The organism is Pseudomonas sp. HP_14 (assembly GCF_055283875.1).
This window is the reverse complement of sequence record NZ_JBTOQI010000022.1, coordinates 373657-393959: the sequence shown is the minus strand read 5'-3', so window position 1 is coordinate 393959 and position 20303 is coordinate 373657. Positions and strand designations below refer to the sequence as shown.

Genomic DNA, 20303 nt, shown 5'->3' with positions numbered 1-20303 from the left:
CCGCGCCGCCGGGCCATCCTGGGCCCACCGGGGCTCGCGCGGCATCCTGGCCGAGCGACCCACACCACGACACCTGCGCTCAGCCTTCCGACGCTATTTCCGCGGCATGTTTGAGGTTGATATTTGTCGTGATAATGCAAAATCAAAAGCATCAGTAACATGCAGAAAATTAGCTAATCAGCGATTGAACTCGCTGCGCCTTTGGCGCAACCACTCAAGATCCTCGGGGCGAGTGACCTTGATATTGTCGGAACGACCTTCGATCAGCCGGGGTGACTGCCCCGCCCATTCGATGGCGGAAGCTTCGTCGGTAATCGCGACGTTGGAAACCAGCCCGTCAGCCAACGCCCGATGCAGCGCGCCGAGACGGAACATCTGGGGTGTATAAGCCTGCCAGATCAAACTGCGATCCACGGTTTCGGTGACTCGACCGTCAGAACCAGCCCGCTTGAGCGTATCGCGGGCAGGAACCGCCAATAGCCCACCCACCGGGTCATCAGCCAGCTCGCTCAGCAGGTTATCAAGATCTGAACGCGCCAGATTGGGCCGCGCAGCGTCGTGGACCAGCACCCAATCCTCATCTCCGGCGCCTTGCGCATGTAAATACAGCAACGCATTGAGCACTGAATCTGCACGCTCTTTGCCGCCATCCACTCGCGCAATACGCGAATCCAGTGCACAGGGCAGGTCCGGCCAGTAAGGATCATCCACAGCCAGACTGATCACCAACCCTTTAAGCCGGGGGTGATCGAGAAAGCAAAGAAGGCTGTGTTCAAGAATTGTCAGGCCGCCCAGTTGCAAGTACTGCTTGGGACGGTCTGCGGCCATACGGGCACCAACACCCGCGGCAGGAATCACTGCCCAGAAGGCAGGGAGGATGCTCTTCGTCATAGGGTCAGCTTCACAGGGCCCGCTTCATTGTGCCAACTGATAAAGCGTCTCGCCGTCTTTGACCATACCCAACTCATGACGGGCACGCTCTTCGACGGTCTCCATACCTTTTTTCAATTCAAGCACTTCTGCGTCCATGACACGATTGCGCTCAAGCAACGCTTCGTTCTCGGCATGCTGATCGGCAATCTGCTGATTGAGGCTAGCAACCTGCGCCAGGCTCCCGTTGCCAACCCACAGGCGATATTGCAGGCCCGCGAGCATCAGGATCAAGACCAGAAACAACCAGTTAGGACTGCGCATTGAATATCAGGTACCCAGTAAAAAAAGACAGCAGGGCCAACAACATGAAGCTAGCAATACGAAAAAGGGACTGAGGGCATTGAGCCTGGCAGCGCCAGGCTCAATTACCGCAAGTCCGCATCGATACTGCCGAATCCTCCGAAAAACCGGAAGAGTCTCACAGCACCGGCTGTCTTTTTACCATCTCGCTATCAGCCGCGAAACTCGCCACGACCGCGATAAACAGCCTTGGCACCCAACTGCTCTTCGATGCGAAGCAGCTGGTTGTACTTGGAGATACGGTCAGAACGGCTCAACGAACCGGTCTTGATCTGGCCTGCCGAGGTGCCCACCGCCAGATCGGCAATCGTGGAGTCTTCGGTTTCGCCAGAACGGTGCGAGATAACGGCGGTGTAACCGGCAGCCTTGGCCATCTGAATGGCTTCCAGCGTTTCGGTCAGGGTTCCGATCTGGTTGAACTTGATCAGGATCGAGTTACCGATCTTCTTCTCAATGCCTTCCTTGAGAATTTTGGTATTGGTCACGAACAGGTCATCACCTACCAGTTGGACCTTGTCGCCGATCTTGTCGGTGAGAATTTTCCAGCCGTCCCAATCGGACTCGTCCAGGCCATCTTCAATGGAGATGATCGGGTGCTTACTGACCAGATCGGCCAGATAGTCAGCAAAACCGGCAGAGTCGTACTCGCCTTCTTCGCTCAGAACGTATTTGCCGTTCTTGTAGAACTCGCTAGCCGCGCAGTCCAGTGCCAGGGTCACATCGGTACCCAGCTTGTAGCCAGCGTTGGCAACAGCTTCGGCGATAGCGTCCAGTGCATCGGCATTAGAGTTGAGGTCAGGTGCAAAACCACCTTCGTCACCCACGGCAGTGTTCAGGCCACGGGCTTTGAGCACAGCTTTGAGGTGATGGAAAATCTCGGTACCCCAGCGCAGGCCTTCAGAGAAGGTCTTGGCGCCGACAGGCTGAATCATGAATTCCTGAATGTCGATGTTGTTATCGGCATGCTCGCCACCGTTGATGATGTTCATCATCGGAACCGGCATCGAGTAAACACCCGGTGTACCGTTCAGGTTGGCAATGTGCGCGTACAGCGGCAGGTCCTGATCCTGGGCAGCGGCCTTGGCAGCAGCCAGCGACACAGCGAGGATGGCGTTGGCACCCAGGCTGGCTTTGTTTTCGGTCCCGTCCAGCGCAATCATGGCGCGGTCCAGCGCTTGCTGATCAACCGGATCCTTGCCCAGCAACAGGTCGCGAATCGGACCGTTGATGTTGGCTACGGCCTTGAGAACGCCCTTGCCCAGGTAACGGCTCTTGTCGCCATCACGCAGCTCCAGCGCCTCGCGCGAGCCGGTTGAAGCACCGGACGGTGCGCATGCGCTACCGATGATGCCGTTGTCGAGGAGCACATCTGCTTCCACGGTGGGATTGCCACGGGAGTCGAGAACTTCACGACCTTTGATGTCGACGATTTTTGCCATTGTTGTAAACACTCCAAGATTGACGAAAACGACGCAGCTGGGAAATGCCTGTCGCTCAAGGGCTCATTACAGAGCAGACCTCAGAGCGACAAACCCCGACCTGGGGTCGGGGGATGCAAGCGTGCGGCACTTTACCGGAGGCTAACCTGCCGGAGAAGTCCGATTTAAGCGGTTTCTACTGCCGGGAAGCTTTTGACCAGCTCATCCAGAGCCTTTAACTGAGCCAGGAATGGCTCCAGCTTGTCCAGACGCAAGGCGCAAGGGCCGTCGCATTTGGCATTGTCCGGATCAGGATGAGCCTCAAGGAACAATCCAGCGAGGTTTTGACTCATGCCAGCCTTCGCCAGTTCCAATACCTGGGCACGACGACCGCCAGCAGAGTCCGAACGACCGCCAGGCATCTGCAAGGCGTGGGTTACATCGAAAAATACCGGGTAATTGAACTGCTTCATGATGCCAAAGCCGAGCATGTCCACCACCAGATTGTTGTAGCCAAAACTGGTGCCGCGCTCACAGAGGATCAACTGATCATTACCGGCTTCTTCGCACTTGCTCAGGATGTGTTTCATTTCCTGAGGCGCGAGGAACTGGGCCTTCTTGATGTTGATCACGGCACCCGTACGGGCCATGGCTACGACGAGATCGGTCTGACGTGACAGGAAAGCAGGCAACTGGATGATGTCGCAGACTTCAGCCACCACTTTGGCCTGCTCTGGTTCATGCACGTCAGTGATCAGCGGGACATTGAAGGTCTTTTTGACTTCTTCAAAGATCCGCATGCCCTCTTCCAGGCCAGGGCCACGATAAGAGTGCATGGAAGAGCGGTTGGCTTTATCGAAGCTGGCCTTGAACACGTAAGGGATACCGAGCTTTTCGGTAACCCTTACATACTCTTCGCAGATCTGCATGGCCATGTCCCGGGACTCGAGGACGTTCATGCCACCGAAAAGCACCATTGGCTTGTCATTGGCAATATCGATCGAGCCGACGCGGATAGTTTTCTGAGCCATGTTCTGGATTTCCCGAATCAAGAATTTTTCTTGTGTTGAGTCAGTGCAGCCTTGACGAAGCCACTGAACAGCGGATGGCCATCGCGAGGTGTCGAGGTGAACTCAGGGTGGAACTGGCAAGCCACGAACCATGGATGATCCGGTGCTTCAACCACTTCTACCAGCGCGCCATCACCGGAGCGACCCGACACTTTCAGGCCGGCTTCCAGCAACTGCGGCAACAGATTGTTGTTCACTTCGTAGCGATGACGATGACGCTCGACGATCACGTCGCTGGCGTAGCAATCGTGCACCAGCGAACCTGGCTCAAGCTGGCATTCCTGAGCTCCCAGGCGCATGGTGCCGCCCAGATCGGAGCTTTCAGTACGGGTTTCAACTGCGCCGGTAGCGTCAGCCCACTCAGTGATCAGACCCACAACAGCGTGTGCGCCGTTACGGTCAAACTCGGTGGAGTTGGCGTCTTTCCAGCCCAATACGTTACGAGCGTATTCGATGACCGCTACTTGCATGCCCAGGCAGATCCCCAGGTACGGCACCTTGTTCTCACGAGCAAACTGAACAGCAGTGATCTTGCCTTCGACACCACGTAGACCGAAGCCGCCGGGCACCAGAATCGCATCAACGCCTTCCAGCAGCGCAGTGCCCTGGTTCTCGATGTCTTCGGAGTCGATGTAGCGCAGGTTGACCTTGGTACGGTTAGTGATGCCAGCGTGACTCATCGCTTCGATCAGCGACTTGTACGCGTCCAGCAGTTCCATGTACTTGCCAACCATGGCGATGGTGACTTCGTGTTCCGGGTTGAGCTTGGCGTCTACGACGGCGTCCCACTCGGACAGGTCGGCGCTGTTGCACTGCAGGCCAAAGCGCTCAACGACGAAATCATCCAGACCCTGAGAGTGCAGGATGCCCGGAATCTTGTAGATAGTGTCGGCGTCTTCGAGCGCGATAACTGCACGCTCTTCAACGTTGGTGAACTGAGCGATCTTGCGACGCGAAGAAATATCGATCGGGTGATCAGAACGGCATACCAACACATCAGGCTGCAGACCGATGGAGCGCAATTCCTTGACCGAGTGCTGAGTCGGCTTGGTCTTGGTTTCACCAGCGGTAGCAATGTAGGGAACCAGTGTCAGGTGCATCAGCATGGCGCGCTTGGCGCCTACTTCGAAGCGCAACTGACGGATCGCTTCCAGGAACGGTTGCGATTCGATGTCACCCACGGTGCCGCCGATCTCGACCAGAGCGACGTCGGCATCGCCTGCGCCCTTGATGATCCGGCGTTTGATTTCGTCGGTGATGTGCGGAATGACCTGAATGGTCGCGCCCAGATAATCACCACGGCGCTCTTTGCGCAGGACGTGCTCGTACACACGGCCAGTGGTGAAGTTGTTGTTCTGGGTCATCGTAGTGCGGATAAACCGCTCATAGTGGCCAAGGTCCAGGTCAGTTTCAGCGCCGTCATGAGTGACGAACACTTCACCGTGCTGGAACGGGCTCATGGTACCCGGATCGACGTTGATGTAGGGGTCAAGCTTGAGCATGGTGACCTTAAGTCCCCGCGCCTCCAGGATGGCCGCCAATGAAGCCGAGGCAATGCCTTTCCCCAATGAAGAAACAACACCGCCCGTGACGAAGATGTAGCGCGTCATGAAAAACCCTAGAAGTCTGCGTTAAAGCGGTCAGAGCCGCCGGGGAAAGCGAAGGAAGGCCGAAGCCCCCGATTACCGACAAAATTCACGGTGAACTCCCGAACTGCTGCGTTGAAACGGACTGACTGAAAAAGCCTGTCAATTGCGCGCCACATTTAAGAATCATCCAGCAAAGACTGGTTGGTAACCGGCAACTCATGTCGATCCAAAAGGATCCACAGAAGCTGTATCAAGAAGGGAGCGTAGTCTACCGGAATTGGGCTTTCAGCTCAAACTTTGGTCATTCGTCGGCGGCACCCAGTGCAACATCAGGCTTTCATGGCCGCAAACATTGAGTGCGGACAGGTTCGCCACTGCCAAAAACTCGCCCTCGCGGAACAACAGCGGCAATCGGCCGCGGACAAATAACGGTATTTCGCACTCATTGAGCAGCCGTTTCAGGTCGCGATGCCCTCGGCCCGGCAGGTTCAGAATTTCCCCACCAAGACGATAACGCACCTCCAGGGCGCCAGAAGGTACGTCACCCTCAATGAAAAGCTGACCATTACCCGGCAGCTCCAACGGTCGACGCGCATCGGCCCAGATCCCGACAGTTTGCATCGGCTGCAACCAGTCATCGGAAAGCCACCAGATGCGCCCTTGATCACGGTGCAATTCGCCATCAGTGAGACGCCAGACAGGACGCCCTCCCTGCCCTGCGTCGCGAAGCGTTTCCCAGCCAGCCCAATGACCGCTGTCTGGCAGACGGGTCAGCGGTGCCAGCCAGTGGCGCAATGCATTGCGTTGACGCGCGGGCGACAGATCAGCCAGCTCAGCCAAAGACAGCGAGGGCAGCGTGAGCCATGCGAATGCATGGGCTGACTCTGCCGACGCCAGATCGGCCCGGGCCAGTTCCTCAAGCAGCTGCTGCGCTTCATCCAGATGGCTAGCCGTGCGAGCCATACTCGCCGCTGCCTGCGGCCAGCGGGACTTCAATACGGGTAGCACCTGGTTGCGCAGATAGTTACGCGAATAATGGACGTCTTCGTTGCTGGGATCTTCGACCCACTGCAAATGATGCTGACGGGCGTAAGCTTCCAGCTCCTCCCGGGAAATACTCAACAAAGGCCTGAGCAAATACCCTTGCCCCAACGCGCGGCTCACCGGCATGCCCGCCAGCCCCCGAACCCCCGCTCCGCGCAACAAGCGGAACAGCAGGGTTTCAGCCTGATCGTCCTGATGCTGCGCGGTTAACAGTACTTCACCTTCAGCAAGGCACTCGCTAAAGGCGGCATAACGCGCATCACGCGCGGCTTGCTCAAGACTGGCGCCGGACTCCACCTGCACGCTGATGACTTGCAAATGAACGCTCAGCGACTTGCAAATCTGCTGGCAATGCAGCGGCCATGCGTCAGCTACAGCCTGCAGGCCGTGGTGAACATGGATAGCGTTTAGAGGAGGCAGGTTTTCGCGTTTTGCGAGTTCAGCCAGGAGGTGAAGCAAGACAGTTGAGTCCAGGCCACCGGAGAACCCGATATGCCAGGCTAGCGCACTACGCCAGGGTGCCAGGGCTTGAAGAAGCCTGGCGGGGAGATCATGACCGTGCGGCCTGAATTGGGACATCGGCGTCGTCTAACCTGTTGGAGCGAGGCTTGCCCGCGAAGGCGGAGTATCAGTCAGCGTATGTATAAGCTGCAATTACGCCTTCGCGGGCAAGCCTCGCGCCAACAAAAAGATTACAAACCGTAGCTCATCAAGCGATCATAACGACGAGCCAGCAGCGCATCGTTGTCCAGCTTTTTGAGCATTGCCAGTTGGCTGCTCAATTCCTGACGGATTGCCAGTGCAGCGGCAACAGGATCACGATGTGCACCACCCAGCGGTTCGCTGATCACTTTATCAACAATACCCAGACCCTTCAGACGCTCTGCCGTAATGCCCATGGCTTCGGCTGCATCAGGCGCCTTTTCGGCGGTTTTCCACAGAATAGAAGCACAACCTTCCGGGGAGATCACCGCGTAAGTGGAATACTGCAGCATGTTGAGCTGATCACAGACACCGATTGCCAACGCACCGCCCGAACCACCTTCGCCGATAACCGTGGCGATGATCGGCGTTTTCAGACGCGCCATGACCCGCAGGTTCCAGGCAATGGCTTCGCTCTGGTTGCGCTCTTCCGCGTCGATCCCCGGGTAAGCCCCCGGCGTGTCGATGAACGTCAGAATCGGCATCTTGAAACGCTCGGCCATTTCCATCAGACGGCAGGCCTTGCGATAGCCCTCAGGACGCGGCATACCGAAGTTACGACGAACCTTCTCACGCACTTCACGGCCCTTCTGATGGCCGATCACCATAACTGGCTGACCTTCCAGACGTGCAACGCCACCGACGATTGCAGCGTCGTCAGAGAAGTGCCGGTCGCCATGCAGCTCATCGAACTCGGTGAAGATGTGCTGAATGTAGTCCAGCGTGTACGGACGACGCGGGTGACGCGCCATACGTGCAATCTGCCAACTGGTCAGGTTGCCGAAAATGCTTTCGGTCAGCGTGTTGCTCTTGTCTTGCAGTCGCGAGATTTCGTCGCCGATGTTCAGCGAGTTGTCATTACCCACCAAGCGCAATTCTTCGATCTTGGCTTGCAGGTCAGCGATCGGCTGTTCGAAATCAAGAAAATTCGGGTTCATAGGCATCCGTCTTGGGTCGACGGCCAAGAGGCCGGCCGGTTGATCCGTTAGCGCCTTACCTTACGGGAACAGGCGCATTCAGGTCGAGTTTAAAAAATTCTGGGCTGATGGTTTCAGCGATACTGCAGGAAGACGTTCTCACGTCCGAACTGGTCACGCAGAGCCTGAATCAAGCTGTCTGCAGGATCAATTCGCCACGCTTCGCCAAACTGCAGCAAGGCCTTGGCATCCAGCCCTGTGTAATCAAGGGTAATCGGACAAGCACCACGATGGCGCTTGCACAAATCGCCCAGCCAGCGCAGCCGATCGCCCTTGAGCGCTTCGGCACGCACGGTCAGACGCAAGCTTTCAGCCAGGTTGGTGCGTGCATCTTCGATGCTCATCACCCGTTTGGCTCGCAAGCGCAGACCGCCAGAGAAATCGTCGTTGCTGACCTCGCCCTCGACCACCACCATGGCGTCAGTCTGCAGCAAGGCCTGCGCCGAATGGAACGCTTCGGCAAACAGCGAAGCTTCTATTCGTCCAGAGCGGTCGTCAAGGGTGATAAACCCCATCTTGTCGCCCTTCTTGTTCTTCATGACCCGCAACGCGATGATCAGGCCGGCGACAGTCTGGGTATCACGAGCAGGCTTGAGATCGATGATTCGTTGCCGTGCAAAGCGGCGAATCTCGCCTTCGTATTCGTCAATCGGGTGCCCGGTCAGGTACAGGCCAAGAGTCTCTTTCTCACCGCGTAACCGGTCTTTGAGACTCCCCTCCTTGGCCTTGCGGTGATTGGCATAAACGTCGGTATCTTCTTCGACGAACAAGCCACCAAACAGGTCCGAGTGACCGCTGTCATGACTGCGTGCAGTCTGCTCGGCGGCCTGAATCGCCTCCACCAGCGACGCCAGCAGCACCGCGCGATTGCGGTCGATGTTGGCCTGATACGCTTTAGGTTCGGTCTCGAAGTAAGGACCGAGGCGATCAAGCGCGCCGCTGCGAATCAAACCATCAAGAGTCCGCTTGTTGACGCGCTTGAGATCGACCCGCGCACAGAAATCAAACAGATCCTTGAACGGACCGGCCTCACGCGCTTCGGTAATGGCCTCAACCGGGCCTTCACCCACACCCTTGATCGCGCCGAGGCCATAAATAATGCGGCCATCCTCGCTCACGGTGAACTTGTATTCGGAGGTATTCACGTCGGGCGCGTCCAGGCGCAGCTTCATGATCCGCACTTCTTCGATCAAGGTGACGACCTTGTCGGTGTTGTGCATATCCGCCGACAGTACCGCAGCCATGAACGGTGCCGGGTAATGCGCTTTCAGCCACGCGGTCTGGTAGGAGACCAGGCCATAAGCGGCAGAGTGAGACTTGTTGAAGCCGTAACCGGCGAATTTTTCCACCAGGTCAAAAATGTTACCGGCCAGATCCGGATCAATATTATTGGTCTTGCAACCCTCAATGAAACCGCCCCGCTGCTTGGCCATCTCCTCAGGTTTTTTCTTACCCATCGCACGACGAAGCATGTCCGCACCGCCGAGGGTATAGCCGGCCATGACCTGCGCAATCTGCATCACCTGTTCCTGATACAGAATGATGCCGTAGGTCGGTGCCAGAACCGGTTTCAGCCCATCGTACTGGTAATCGACGTGCGGGTAGGACAGCTCGGCGCGACCGTGTTTACGGTTGATAAAGTCATCAACCATGCCCGATTGCAGCGGGCCGGGACGGAACAGGGCAACCAGTGCGATCAAGTCTTCCAGGCAGTCGGGCTTGAGCTTTTTGATCAGCTCTTTCATACCGCGCGACTCAAGCTGGAATACCGCAGTCGTTTCAGCTTTCTGCAGCAACTGATAGGTCGGTGCGTCATCCAGTGGAATGAAGGCGATATCCAGCGGCTCTTCGTTGACCTTGGCGCGATCGCGGTTAATCGTCTTCAGCGCCCAGTCGATGATGGTCAGGGTCCGCAGACCGAGGAAGTCGAACTTCACCAGCCCCGCAGCCTCGACATCATCCTTGTCGAACTGGGTCACCAGACCGCTGCCCTCTTCGTCGCAATAAATCGCCGAGAAGTCAGTCAGTTTGGTCGGGGCGATAACCACACCACCGGCGTGCTTACCAACGTTACGCACAATGCCTTCAAGCTTGCGCGCCATTTCCCAGATTTCGGCAGCCTCTTCATCAACTTTGAGGAAGTCGCGGAGAATTTCCTCCTGCTCGTAGGCTTTCTCCAGCGTCATGCCGACTTCAAACGGGATCATTTTCGACAGGCGATCGGCAAGCCCATAAGACTTGCCCTGCACCCGCGCCACGTCGCGCACCACCGCCTTGGCAGCCATGGAACCGAAGGTGATGATCTGGCTTACCGCATTACGGCCATACTTCTCTGCCACGTAATCAATCACGCGGTCACGACCATCCATGCAGAAGTCGACGTCGAAGTCGGGCATGGATACCCGTTCCGGGTTCAGGAACCGCTCGAACAGCAGGTCATATTCGAGCGGATCAAGGTCAGTAATCTTCTGTACATAGGCCACCAGTGATCCGGCGCCCGACCCGCGGCCCGGACCCACCGGCACGCCGTTACTCTTGGCCCACTGGATAAAGTCCATAACGATCAGGAAGTAACCCGGGAACCCCATCTGGATGATGATATCCAGCTCGAAATTCAACCGGTCGACATAAACCTGACGCTTGGCTTCATAGTCGGGCGTCGTGTCTTTGGGCCAAAGCACAGCAAGGCGCTCTTCCAGGCCGTCAAACGAGACCTTGCGGAAGTACTCGTCGATGGTCATGCCATCCGGAATTGGGTAGTCAGGCAGAAAGTGAGTACCCAGCTTCACATCAATGTTGCAGCGCCTGGCGATTTCCACCGAGTTTTCCAGCGCTTCCGGCAGGTCGCTGAACAGCTCGGCCATCTCTTCGGCGCTTTTCAGGTACTGCTGATCGCTGTAATTGTGCGAGCGGCGCGGGTCGTCCAGCGCTCTGCCTTCGCCGATGCACACGCGGGTTTCGTGGGCTTCGAAATCTTCCTGCTTGATGAAGCGTACATCGTTGGTTGCCACCAACGGGGCACCATGGCGCTCGGCCAGGGCCACTGCAGCGTGCAGGTGCTCTTCATCGTTGGGGCGGTTGGTACGCTGAACTTCGATATAGAAACGATCAGGAAAAACCGCCATCCACTCGCGCAGCAGCTGATCAGCATCGGCTGGATTGTTACCCAGCAGTGCCATGCCGATCTCGCCTTCTTTTGCCGCCGACAATGCGATCAGGCCTTCGTTGGCCTCAGCCACCCACTCGCGCTCAATGATGATCTGGCCGTTGCGCTGACCATCGATAAAACCACGGGAGATCAGTTCTGTCAGGTTGCGATAGCCTTTAGCGTTCATGACCAGCAGGCTGATACGGCTCAGCGCTGCGTCCTCGTCCTTGTTCGACAACCACAGGTCCGCACCGCAAATAGGCTTGATCCCGGCGCCCATGGACGCTTTGTAGAACTTGACCAGCGAGCACAGGTTGTTCTGATCCGTCACCGCCACGGCAGGCATATTCATGGCCGCAAGGGTTTTGACCAGCGGTTTGACCCGTACGAGGCCATCGACCAGCGAATATTCGGTGTGCAGGCGTAGATGAACGAAAGAAGCCGGCATGGAGATCCTATAGCGCTAGAACAAAAACGAAGGCCCGGATTGTACCGGGCCTTTGGCAAAACATCAGCCCACTGTCAGCTCAATGGGAAAATCGACGATGAGGACAACGCTGACTGAATCATTGCATCACGAGCTTCATAGGCGGCGCGAACCGGCCCGAACGAACGCCGATGAATGGGCGTCGGCCCCAGGCGCGCAAGAGCTTCAAGATGCACGGGAGTTGGATAGCCCTTGTGTCCGCCAATCCCGTAACCCGGATACTTGAGCTCCATGGCCGCCATTTCACGGTCACGGCTGACCTTGGCCAGAATCGACGCAGCGGCTATCGCCGGGACCTTGGAGTCGCCCTGCACCACCGGCGCACTGGGTACAGACAGCTGAGGGCAGCGGTTACCGTCGATCAAGGCCAGCTTCGGCGTGATCATCAAGCCTTCCACTGCACGCTTCATGGCCAGCATGGTGGCGTGCAGAATATTCAATTCGTCGATCTCTTCGACTTCTGCCCGGGCAATATGCCAGGACAGCGCCTTCTCACAGATTTCATCGAACAGCAGTTCCCGTTTGGCCTCGGTCAGCTTCTTCGAATCATTGAGCCCCAGGATCGGGCGGCGCGGGTCGAGAATCACTGCTGCTGTTACCACCGCACCACAAAGCGGACCACGGCCCACTTCATCAACGCCGGCAACCAGTTCCTCGACCAGATTAAAATCCAGACCCATTTGCATTGAACGCGAACTCACAGTGAAGGCGAATGGCCAATCAGGCTCAACACCGCCTCGGCGGCCTGATTGGATGCATCGCGACGCAAGGTCCGGTGTATTTCGTCAAAGCCCGCAGTCTGCGCAGCGCCATCATCCAGCAACGGCAGCAGCTGCTGCACCAACGCTTCAGCGGTGGCGTCGTCCTGCAACAACTCTGGCACCAGCAGACGCTGCGCAAGAAGGTTGGGCAGCGAGACGTAAGGGCTTTTCACCAGACGCTTGAGTATCCAGAAGGTCAGCGGTGCCAGACGATAGGCAACCACCATTGGACGCTTGTAAAGCAGTGCTTCCAGTGTCGCGGTGCCCGACGCGATCAATACCGCATCGCAGGCGGCCAGCGCCACATGGGAGCGGCCATCGAGCAGCAATACCTGCAACTCGCGACCCACCAGTAACTGTTCGATCTGCGCGCGACGCTGCGGACTGGCGCACGGCAGGACGAAACGAACGTCAGGGCGCGCGGCCAGCAGACGCTCGGCAGCATCGAAGAACAGGCCGCCCAGACGCCCCACTTCACCACCGCGACTGCCCGGCATCAACGCAACGACCGGGCCATCGCCAAGGCTCAACTCGGCGCGCGCGGCAGCACGGTCGGCCTGTAGCGGGATGGTATCCGCAAGCGGATGCCCAACGAACTTGACCGGCACACCTTTCTCTTCGTAAAAACGAGCTTCGAAAGGCAGCAGCGTCAACATGAGGTCGCAGCCCTCACGAATCTTGAGGACCCGCTTCTGCCGCCACGCCCACACAGACGGACTGACGTAGTGCACCGTTTTTATTCCGGCACGACGCAACTGAAGCTCGATATTGAGTGTGAAGTCCGGCGCGTCGATACCAATGAAGACATCTGGCTTTTGATTGATAAGGGTCTGGATCAGCTCTTTGCGTTTAGCCAACAACTCGCGCAAACGACCCAACACCTCAACCAGCCCCATCACCGACAGACGCTCCATCGGGAAGTACGACACCATGCCCTCGGCTTCCATCAGCGGACCGCCGACGCCGATGAACTGGACATGAGGATGACGCGCCTTGATGGCACGCATGAGGCCAGAGCCGAGAATATCCCCCGACGCCTCGCCAGCGACTAAAGCGACACGCAATACGCTGGACATGATTAGCGGGTGATGCCGCGGGTCGAGGTCTGAATAGACTCAAGAAACAGAGCGACCTCTGGAAACTGGGCAGCAGGCTCAGCCAGGTCAGCCATAGCCTGATCCACCGTCAACCCTTGGCGATAGACCACTTTGTAGGCCCGGCGCAACGCGTGAATGGCTTCTTCGGTGAAGCCGCGGCGACGCATGCCTTCGAAGTTCATGCTCCGCGCTTCGGCAGGGTTGCCGAACACGGTAACAAATGCAGGAACGTCCTTGCCAATAGCCGTACCCATACCGGAAAAGCTATGGGCGCCAATATGGCAATACTGATGGACCAGGGTGAAACCGGACAGAATCGCCCAATCCGCAACATGCACGTGCCCCGCCAACGCGGTGTTGTTGACCAGAATGCAGTTGTTGCCGATGACGCTGTCATGACCGATGTGTGCGTAAGCCATGATCAGGTTGTGGTCGCCAATCGTGGTTTCAGCACGGTCCTGAATAGTCCCACGGTGAATCGTCACACCCTCACGAATCACGTTGTGATCGCCAATGACCAGGCGCGTCGCCTCACCTTTGTACTTGAGATCGGGTGTGTCCTCGCCTACCGACGAAAACTGGTAGATACGATTATGTTTCCCGATCCGGGTCGGGCCGCGCAGGATCACGTGAGGCCCAACCACTGTACCCTCGCCAATTTCCACACCGGCTCCGATGATCGACCACGGGCCGACCTCCACATTGTCAGCCAGGACGGCTGTCGGATCGATGATTGCGCGAGGGTCAATTAAACTCATAGTTTACGTTCCGCACAGATGATTTCTGCGGAGCAAACCGGCTTGCCGTCGACCGAAGCCTGGCATTCGAACTTCCAGATCTGACGCTTGCAGCTGAGGAACTTCGCTTCAAGAATCAACTGGTCGCCCGGCAGCACAGGCTGGCGGAAACGCAGTTTGTCCGAGCCCACGAAATAATACAGTGTGCCATCAGCCGGTTTGGCACCCAGCATTTTGAAGCCCAGGATACCGGCCGCTTGTGCCATCGCCTCAATGATCAACACACCTGGCATGATTGGATGCGCAGGGAAGTGCCCGTTGAAAAACGGTTCATTGATGCTGACGTTTTTATAAGCACGAATACTTTTGCTCTCTACATCGAGCTCAACGACACGATCCACCAAAAGGAACGGGTAGCGGTGTGGCAAGTATTCGCGAATTTCGTTGATGTCCATCATTTCGAGGGGAAGCCTGTAGTCAAGATTGGGAGTGCGCGGCAATTGCGCTGCACTCCTCTGCAAATCAAGGAAGCAATTTATCGGCAGTGCGCGCTTGATATGAAAAAAGTATCAGCCATCTGATGAAGCATTAACGCCTGAGGTCACTGCCTCAACAATCTTTTCCAGTTTTTGCAGTCGACGCGCCATGTCGTCGAGCTTGCGAATACGTGCAGCGCTTTTACGCCACTCGCCTGCAGGCTGCATTGCGGTCCCCGATGAGTAAGAACCTGGCTCGGTAATCGAATGGGTCACCATCGTCATGCCCGTGATAAAAACACCATCGCAGATGTCGATATGCCCAACCAGCCCGACGCCACCAGCAAGCATGCAGTGCTTGCCGATTTTGGTGCTGCCGGAGATACCTACACACGCGGCCATCGCCGTATGATCGCCAATCTGTACGTTGTGAGCGATCTGAATCTGGTTATCCAGCTTCACTCCGTTACCGATGCGGGTGTCAGCCAGCGCGCCGCGGTCAATGGCGGTATTCACGCCAATTTCCACATCGTCGCCTATCAGCACACCACCAATCTGGGCAATTTTCTGCCAGATGCCCTTCTCGTTGGCAAAGCCGAAGCCTTCACCGCCCAGAACAGCACCCGACTGAATGACCACTCGCTTACCGATACGCACGTCGTGATAAAGCGTAACCCGTGGAGCGAGCCAGCCGCCCTCACCGATTTCACACCGGGCACCGATGAAACACTGGGCACCGATGGTAACGCCTGCCGCGATCCGTGCTCCGCTCTCGACCACGGCGAAAGCACCGATGCTCGCAGCGGGATCGATCTGAGCGTCATCAGCGATGACTGCTGTCGGATGGATTCCGGCAACGGCCTTGGGCTTAGGATCGAACAGATGGGAAATACGCGCATAGGCCAGATACGGATCCGGGACCAGCAATGCATCGCCAGCATACGAATCCGCGTCAGCAGGCTTCAACAGCACTGCCGCGGCTTGAGTATCAACGAGGAATTTACGGTATTGCGGATTTGCCAGGAAGCTGACCTGACCTGGACCGGCCTCCTGCAAAGTGGCCAGCCCGGTAATTTCTTTATCCTGAGAACCACGTAGCGTGGCCCCCAGGAACTCGGCCAACTCGCCGAGCTTGATAGTCGCGGTCATAGGTTACTTCAGCTGGTTCATGCGCTCGATGACCTGGCGAGTAACGTCGTACTGTGGCTTGACGTCAATCACTGCACCGCGCTCGAAGACCAGATCAAATGCACCTTTCTTGATCACTTCTTCCACTGCCTGATCCAGCTTAGGCTTGAGCTGCTTGAGCATCTCACGGTCAGCAACAGCTTTGGCTTCGTTCAGCTCCTTGGACTGGAACTGGAAGTCACGGGCTTTTTGCTTGAACTCAAGCTCAAGACGCTCGCGCTCTGGTTGGGCCATTTTGTCGCCACCGCTAACCAGACGATCCTGGATGCCCTTGGCACTGCTTTCCAGAGTTTTCAGTTTGGTCAGTTGCGGACCGAACTTCTTCTCGGCATCAACGGCGTATTTCTTGGCCGCATCAGATTCAAGCAAAGCCATTTGATAGTTCAGAACGGCAATTTTCATGTCGGCAAAAGCCGGGCCTGCTGCCAGAACGGTTGCCAGCAGTACCAATTGAGTCAACTTACGCACGATGCACTCCTACAGAATTCGCTGTCGTTATCTAAAATCAGACGCTTAGAAAGTCTGACCAAGGGAAAATTGGAAAACCTGGGTTTCAGTATCGTCATCCGGCTTCTTGATCGGCATCGCCAAAGCGAAGCTCAAAGGACCGAGCGCAGTAATCCAGGTCACACCTACACCAACGGAACTGGCCATACCAGAGAAGTCGACGTCGTTACATTCAACTTTCTTGCCGTTGAGCGTCCGGTTGGAATTGCAGTTGGTATCGAACACGTTACCCACGTCCCAGAACAAGGAGGTACGCAGGGAGCGTTGGTCTTTGATGAACGGCAGAGGGAACATGACCTCTACGCCACCTTGAACCAGTACGTTACCACCGAACGGAAGTGGATCCTGGTCCGGGTCAGCCGCGGTGCCTGGCTTGGTACCGGTACTAGGCGTACTGCGCGGCCCCAGGGTGCTGTCCTTGAAACCACGAACCGAGTTGAAGCCACCGGCATAGTAGTTCTCGTAGAACGGCAGACCGGAGGTCGAACCGTAGCCGTCGCCATAACCCAGCTCTGTGTGCAGACGCAGAGTGTAATTGTCGGTGATCGGGTGGAAGTACTGGGCACGGTAGTCGAGTTTGTAGAACGACAGGTCGCTGCCCGGCAATGTAGTTTCCAGCACGAGGCTTTGCGAGTGACCACGCGTCGCCAGTACACCTTTGTTCAGAGTGGACTCGGACCAGCCGATCGAACCCTTGAAGTTCAGGTACTTGTCGCCTTCCTTGTCCACGAAGTCAAAGATTTCGTCAACGGTGTAGGTACCGGTCTTGATTTCGTCCTGCTGCACGGTCAGGCCGTAAGTCAGACGCGAAGTTTCGTTGATCGGGTAGCCCATGCTGATACCAGCACCGAGGCTGTCTACCGCATAGCTTGCAACGTCAACATCAAGATCGTCGTAGTCGGTGGTGCGGTAGAACGCGTTATAACCCAGGCTCACACCATCAGCGGTCCAGTACGGATCGACATAGCTGAAGTTGTAGCGGCTCTGGTATTCGCTGCGAGTCAGGCCGATGCTGACCTTGTTACCGGTACCGAGGAAGTTGTTCTGGCTGATCGAACCGCCGAGGATCAGACCCGCGCTCTGGGCGAAACCGACACTGGCGGTAATCGAACCGGACGCCTGCTCTTCTACCGCGTAGTTAACGTCAACCTGATCGTCGGTACCCGGAACAGCCGGAGTCTCAACGTTCACTTCCTTGAAGAAGCCCAGACGATCCAGACGGGTCTTGGACTGGTCGATCAGATAGGTCGAAGCCCAGCCGCCTTCCATCTGGCGCATTTCACGACGCAACACTTCGTCAGCAGACTTGGTGTTACCGCGGAAGTTGATACGGTTCACGTAAGCACGCTTGCCAGGATCAACCACGAAAGTGATGTCGACGGTGTGATCTTCATCGTTAGGTGTCGGCACGCCGTTGACGTTGGCGAAGGTATAACCCTCGTTACCCAGACGGCGAGTGATCAGCTCGGAAGTCGTGGTCATGACCTTGCGCGAGAAGACCTGGCCAGGCTTGACCAGCAGCAGGGATTTGACCTGATCTTCCGGAACCTTGAGGTCACCGCTCAGCTTGACGGACTTGACGCTGTACTTCTGGCCTTCGTTGACGTTGACCGTGATGTAGACGTTTTTCTTGTCAGGGGTGATCGACACCTGAGTCGAGGCGATATCCATGTTGATATAGCCGCGATCGAGATAGTACGAACGCAGACGTTCGAGGTCGCCGGACAGTTTTTCCCGGGCGTACTTGTCGTCGTTCTTGAAGAATGAAAGCCAGTTGGTGGTCTTGAGTTCAAACAGGTCGATCAGGTCTTCATCAGGGAAAACACTGTTACCCACCACGTTGATGTGCTGGATAGACGCGACCGTGCCTTCGTTGATGTTGATCTTCAGACCCACGCGGTTGCGTGGCTGGGCAACGACCTCAGTCGCGACTTCAGCCGAATAACGACCCTGAGCAACATACTGACGTTGCAGTTCGTTGCGCACACCTTCGAGAGTTGCCCGCTGGAAGATTTCGCCTTCAGCCAGACCCGACTGTTTCAGACCTTTCATCAGGTCTTCAGTAGAGATGGCTTTGTTGCCCTCGATTTCGATACTCGCGACAGATGGACGCTCGACGACGGTGATGACCAGCACGTTGCCGTCACGACCCAACTGAATATCCTGGAAGAATCCGGTTTTAAACAGTGCGCGAGTAGCATCCACCAGACGACCATCATCCGCTTGCTCGCCAACGTTCAGCGGCAACGCACCAAATACACTGCCCGCGGATACCCGCTGCAGGCCATTGACACGGATATCGGAGATAGTGAAGGACTCGGCGTGAACTTCGGCAATCATCAGTACGGCAAGAACCGCAGTTAGCAGCAGACGTTTCATGAAGTCCTTTCTTATTCCAACTGGCAATAAACAAACTGCCGCAAAATGCGGCAGATTCGCAACTCAGCAAAGCTAAGCTTTACAGTCGACCCAGATCGTTGACCAGCGCGAGCAACATAACGCCCACCACCAGACTGATACCAATCTGAACCCCCCAACCTTGAACCCTTTCCGAAAGAGGGCGACCACGTGCCCACTCAATCAGATAGAACAACAAATGCCCCCCGTCCAGCACTGGAATAGGCAGTAAATTCAGGACTCCCAGGCTTATACTCAGATAAGCGAGGAAATTCAGGAAATCACCTATGCCCGACTGGGCCGAAGCGCCCGCCACTTTAGCAATGGTTATCGGTCCACTCAAGTTTTTTACCGAGAGCTCGCCGAACAACATTTTCCGGAGTGAATCGAGTGTCAGTACGCTCATGGTCCAGGTACGGCTGGCGCCCTCTGCCACAGCGGCCAACGGACCATAACTGACTTCGCGCAACATCTCCGGAGGCCAATCGATACCTTTGACGCCAGCACCCAGATAACCGCTTGCAGCCTTGCCTTCACCGCGCGCGGCAAGTGTCAGCGGCACATCAAGCTGTGATCCGTCACGCTCGACACGCAGAGAAATTTTTGCATCCGGGCGCTCACGCACCCAATCAACGACCTGCTGCCACTCGTCTACCGGACGACCGTCCAGGGCAATCAGCTTGTCCCCGGTTTTCAGACCGGCAGCCTGCGCAGGACCTTTCGGATCAAGCTCCGCCAGAACCGGCGGTAGTGCCGGACGCCACGGACGGATACCCAGCGACTTGATCGGGTCCGGCTCTTCGGCACCTTTCAGCCAGTTCTCCAGCTCCAGACTGTGAGCGGTATCAACCGTTGCTCCAGATTCACGCACCTTCAGCGCGACCGAGCCACTCTCCCCCAAACGGCGCACCAACTGCAGATTCACAGCTGACCAGCCGGAAGTGGACTCGCCATCAACCGAAACAATTTCCTGACCGGCAGTCAGCCCTGCTTTCTGCGCAATACTGCCTGCCTCAACAGCGCCGATGACCGGACGCACCTGCTGGCTACCCAGCATCGCCAAGACCCAGAAAAACACGATCGCCAGGAGAAAGTTCGCAATCGGGCCGGCACTGACAATGGCAATTCGCTGGTAGACCGACTTGCGATTGAACGACTGATCCGCCAACTCGGGAGGAACGTTGCCTTCACGCTCATCAAGCATTTTCACGTAGCCGCCCAGCGGGATGGCAGCGATCACATACTCGGTCCCCTGACGATCATGCCAGCGCACCAACGGCGTGCCGAAACCGACGGAAAAACGTAAAACCTTGACGCCACAACGCCGCGCCACCCAGAAGTGACCGTATTCGTGAAAGGTAACCAGCACGCCCAGCGCAACCAGGGTGCCAACAATCATATAGAGCGCGCTCATCAACCTTCTCCGGGTACTGGCTGGTTCAAGCCCCGCACCAGCACCTTCTAGCCTTTGC

16 protein-coding genes are annotated in these 20303 nt (G+C 56.7%); all 16 read right to left on the bottom strand.

What is annotated here, in order from left to right:
* Nucleotides 1-177 precede the first annotated feature (177 nt).
* Entirely contained in the window at nt 178-891 is a 714-nt protein-coding gene (gene ispD / locus ACYASS_RS16495) for a 2-C-methyl-D-erythritol 4-phosphate cytidylyltransferase (RefSeq protein ID WP_463586895.1), read from the bottom strand.
* Nucleotides 892-915: 24 nt separating this feature from the next.
* Entirely contained in the window at nt 916-1194 is a 279-nt protein-coding gene (ftsB, locus tag ACYASS_RS16490; protein ID WP_122665198.1) for a cell division protein FtsB, read from the bottom strand.
* A gap of 191 nt (nt 1195-1385) precedes the next feature.
* The gene (gene eno / locus ACYASS_RS16485; protein WP_087273932.1) at nt 1386-2672 is read right to left on the bottom strand and encodes a phosphopyruvate hydratase; all 1287 of its coding nucleotides are present in this window, start codon (nt 2670-2672) and stop codon (nt 1386-1388) included.
* A gap of 164 nt (nt 2673-2836) precedes the next feature.
* Nucleotides 2837-3682, bottom strand: a complete 846-nt coding sequence (gene kdsA / locus ACYASS_RS16480; RefSeq protein WP_027898794.1) for a 3-deoxy-8-phosphooctulonate synthase — start codon at nt 3680-3682, stop codon at nt 2837-2839.
* A 17-nt stretch (nt 3683-3699) separates the two neighbouring features.
* Nucleotides 3700-5331 (bottom strand): CTP synthase, encoded by a 1632-nt coding sequence (locus ACYASS_RS16475; protein ID WP_095093583.1) that lies wholly within the window; start codon nt 5329-5331, stop codon nt 3700-3702.
* 264 nt (nt 5332-5595) lie between these two features.
* The gene (gene tilS, locus ACYASS_RS16470) at nt 5596-6933 is read right to left on the bottom strand and encodes a tRNA lysidine(34) synthetase TilS (RefSeq protein ID WP_463586894.1); all 1338 of its coding nucleotides are present in this window, start codon (nt 6931-6933) and stop codon (nt 5596-5598) included.
* A gap of 113 nt (nt 6934-7046) precedes the next feature.
* The gene (locus ACYASS_RS16465) at nt 7047-7994 is read right to left on the bottom strand and encodes an acetyl-CoA carboxylase carboxyltransferase subunit alpha (RefSeq protein WP_463586893.1); all 948 of its coding nucleotides are present in this window, start codon (nt 7992-7994) and stop codon (nt 7047-7049) included.
* 113 nt (nt 7995-8107) lie between these two features.
* The gene (gene dnaE / locus ACYASS_RS16460) at nt 8108-11629 is read right to left on the bottom strand and encodes a DNA polymerase III subunit alpha (protein WP_463586892.1); all 3522 of its coding nucleotides are present in this window, start codon (nt 11627-11629) and stop codon (nt 8108-8110) included.
* Between the two features lie 74 nt (nt 11630-11703).
* A complete protein-coding gene (gene rnhB / locus ACYASS_RS16455) occupies nt 11704-12354 on the bottom strand; it encodes a ribonuclease HII (RefSeq protein ID WP_122665203.1) in 651 nt (216 codons plus the stop codon).
* A gap of 11 nt (nt 12355-12365) precedes the next feature.
* Nucleotides 12366-13505 (bottom strand): lipid-A-disaccharide synthase, encoded by a 1140-nt coding sequence (lpxB, locus tag ACYASS_RS16450; RefSeq protein ID WP_463586891.1) that lies wholly within the window; start codon nt 13503-13505, stop codon nt 12366-12368.
* A 2-nt stretch (nt 13506-13507) separates the two neighbouring features.
* Nucleotides 13508-14284, bottom strand: a complete 777-nt coding sequence (gene lpxA, locus ACYASS_RS16445; RefSeq protein WP_463586890.1) for an acyl-ACP--UDP-N-acetylglucosamine O-acyltransferase — start codon at nt 14282-14284, stop codon at nt 13508-13510.
* Nucleotides 14281-14721: a 3-hydroxyacyl-ACP dehydratase FabZ gene (fabZ, locus tag ACYASS_RS16440; RefSeq protein WP_122665206.1), complete on the bottom strand. Its 441-nt coding sequence runs from the start codon at nt 14719-14721 to the stop codon at nt 14281-14283. Before fabZ ends, lpxA begins: the two co-directional genes overlap by 4 nt.
* Before the next feature lie 111 nt (nt 14722-14832).
* Nucleotides 14833-15888, bottom strand: a complete 1056-nt coding sequence (lpxD, locus tag ACYASS_RS16435) for a UDP-3-O-(3-hydroxymyristoyl)glucosamine N-acyltransferase (protein ID WP_463586889.1) — start codon at nt 15886-15888, stop codon at nt 14833-14835.
* Between the two features lie 3 nt (nt 15889-15891).
* Nucleotides 15892-16395 carry an OmpH/Skp family outer membrane protein gene (locus tag ACYASS_RS16430; RefSeq protein WP_027898803.1) on the bottom strand — a complete coding sequence of 168 codons (504 nt, stop codon included), beginning with the start codon at nt 16393-16395 and terminating at the stop codon, nt 15892-15894.
* A gap of 45 nt (nt 16396-16440) precedes the next feature.
* The gene (gene bamA, locus ACYASS_RS16425; protein WP_122665208.1) at nt 16441-18813 is read right to left on the bottom strand and encodes an outer membrane protein assembly factor BamA; all 2373 of its coding nucleotides are present in this window, start codon (nt 18811-18813) and stop codon (nt 16441-16443) included.
* Between the two features lie 79 nt (nt 18814-18892).
* Nucleotides 18893-20245 (bottom strand): sigma E protease regulator RseP, encoded by a 1353-nt coding sequence (rseP, locus tag ACYASS_RS16420; protein WP_463586888.1) that lies wholly within the window; start codon nt 20243-20245, stop codon nt 18893-18895.
* Nucleotides 20246-20303: the final 58 nt, after the last annotated feature.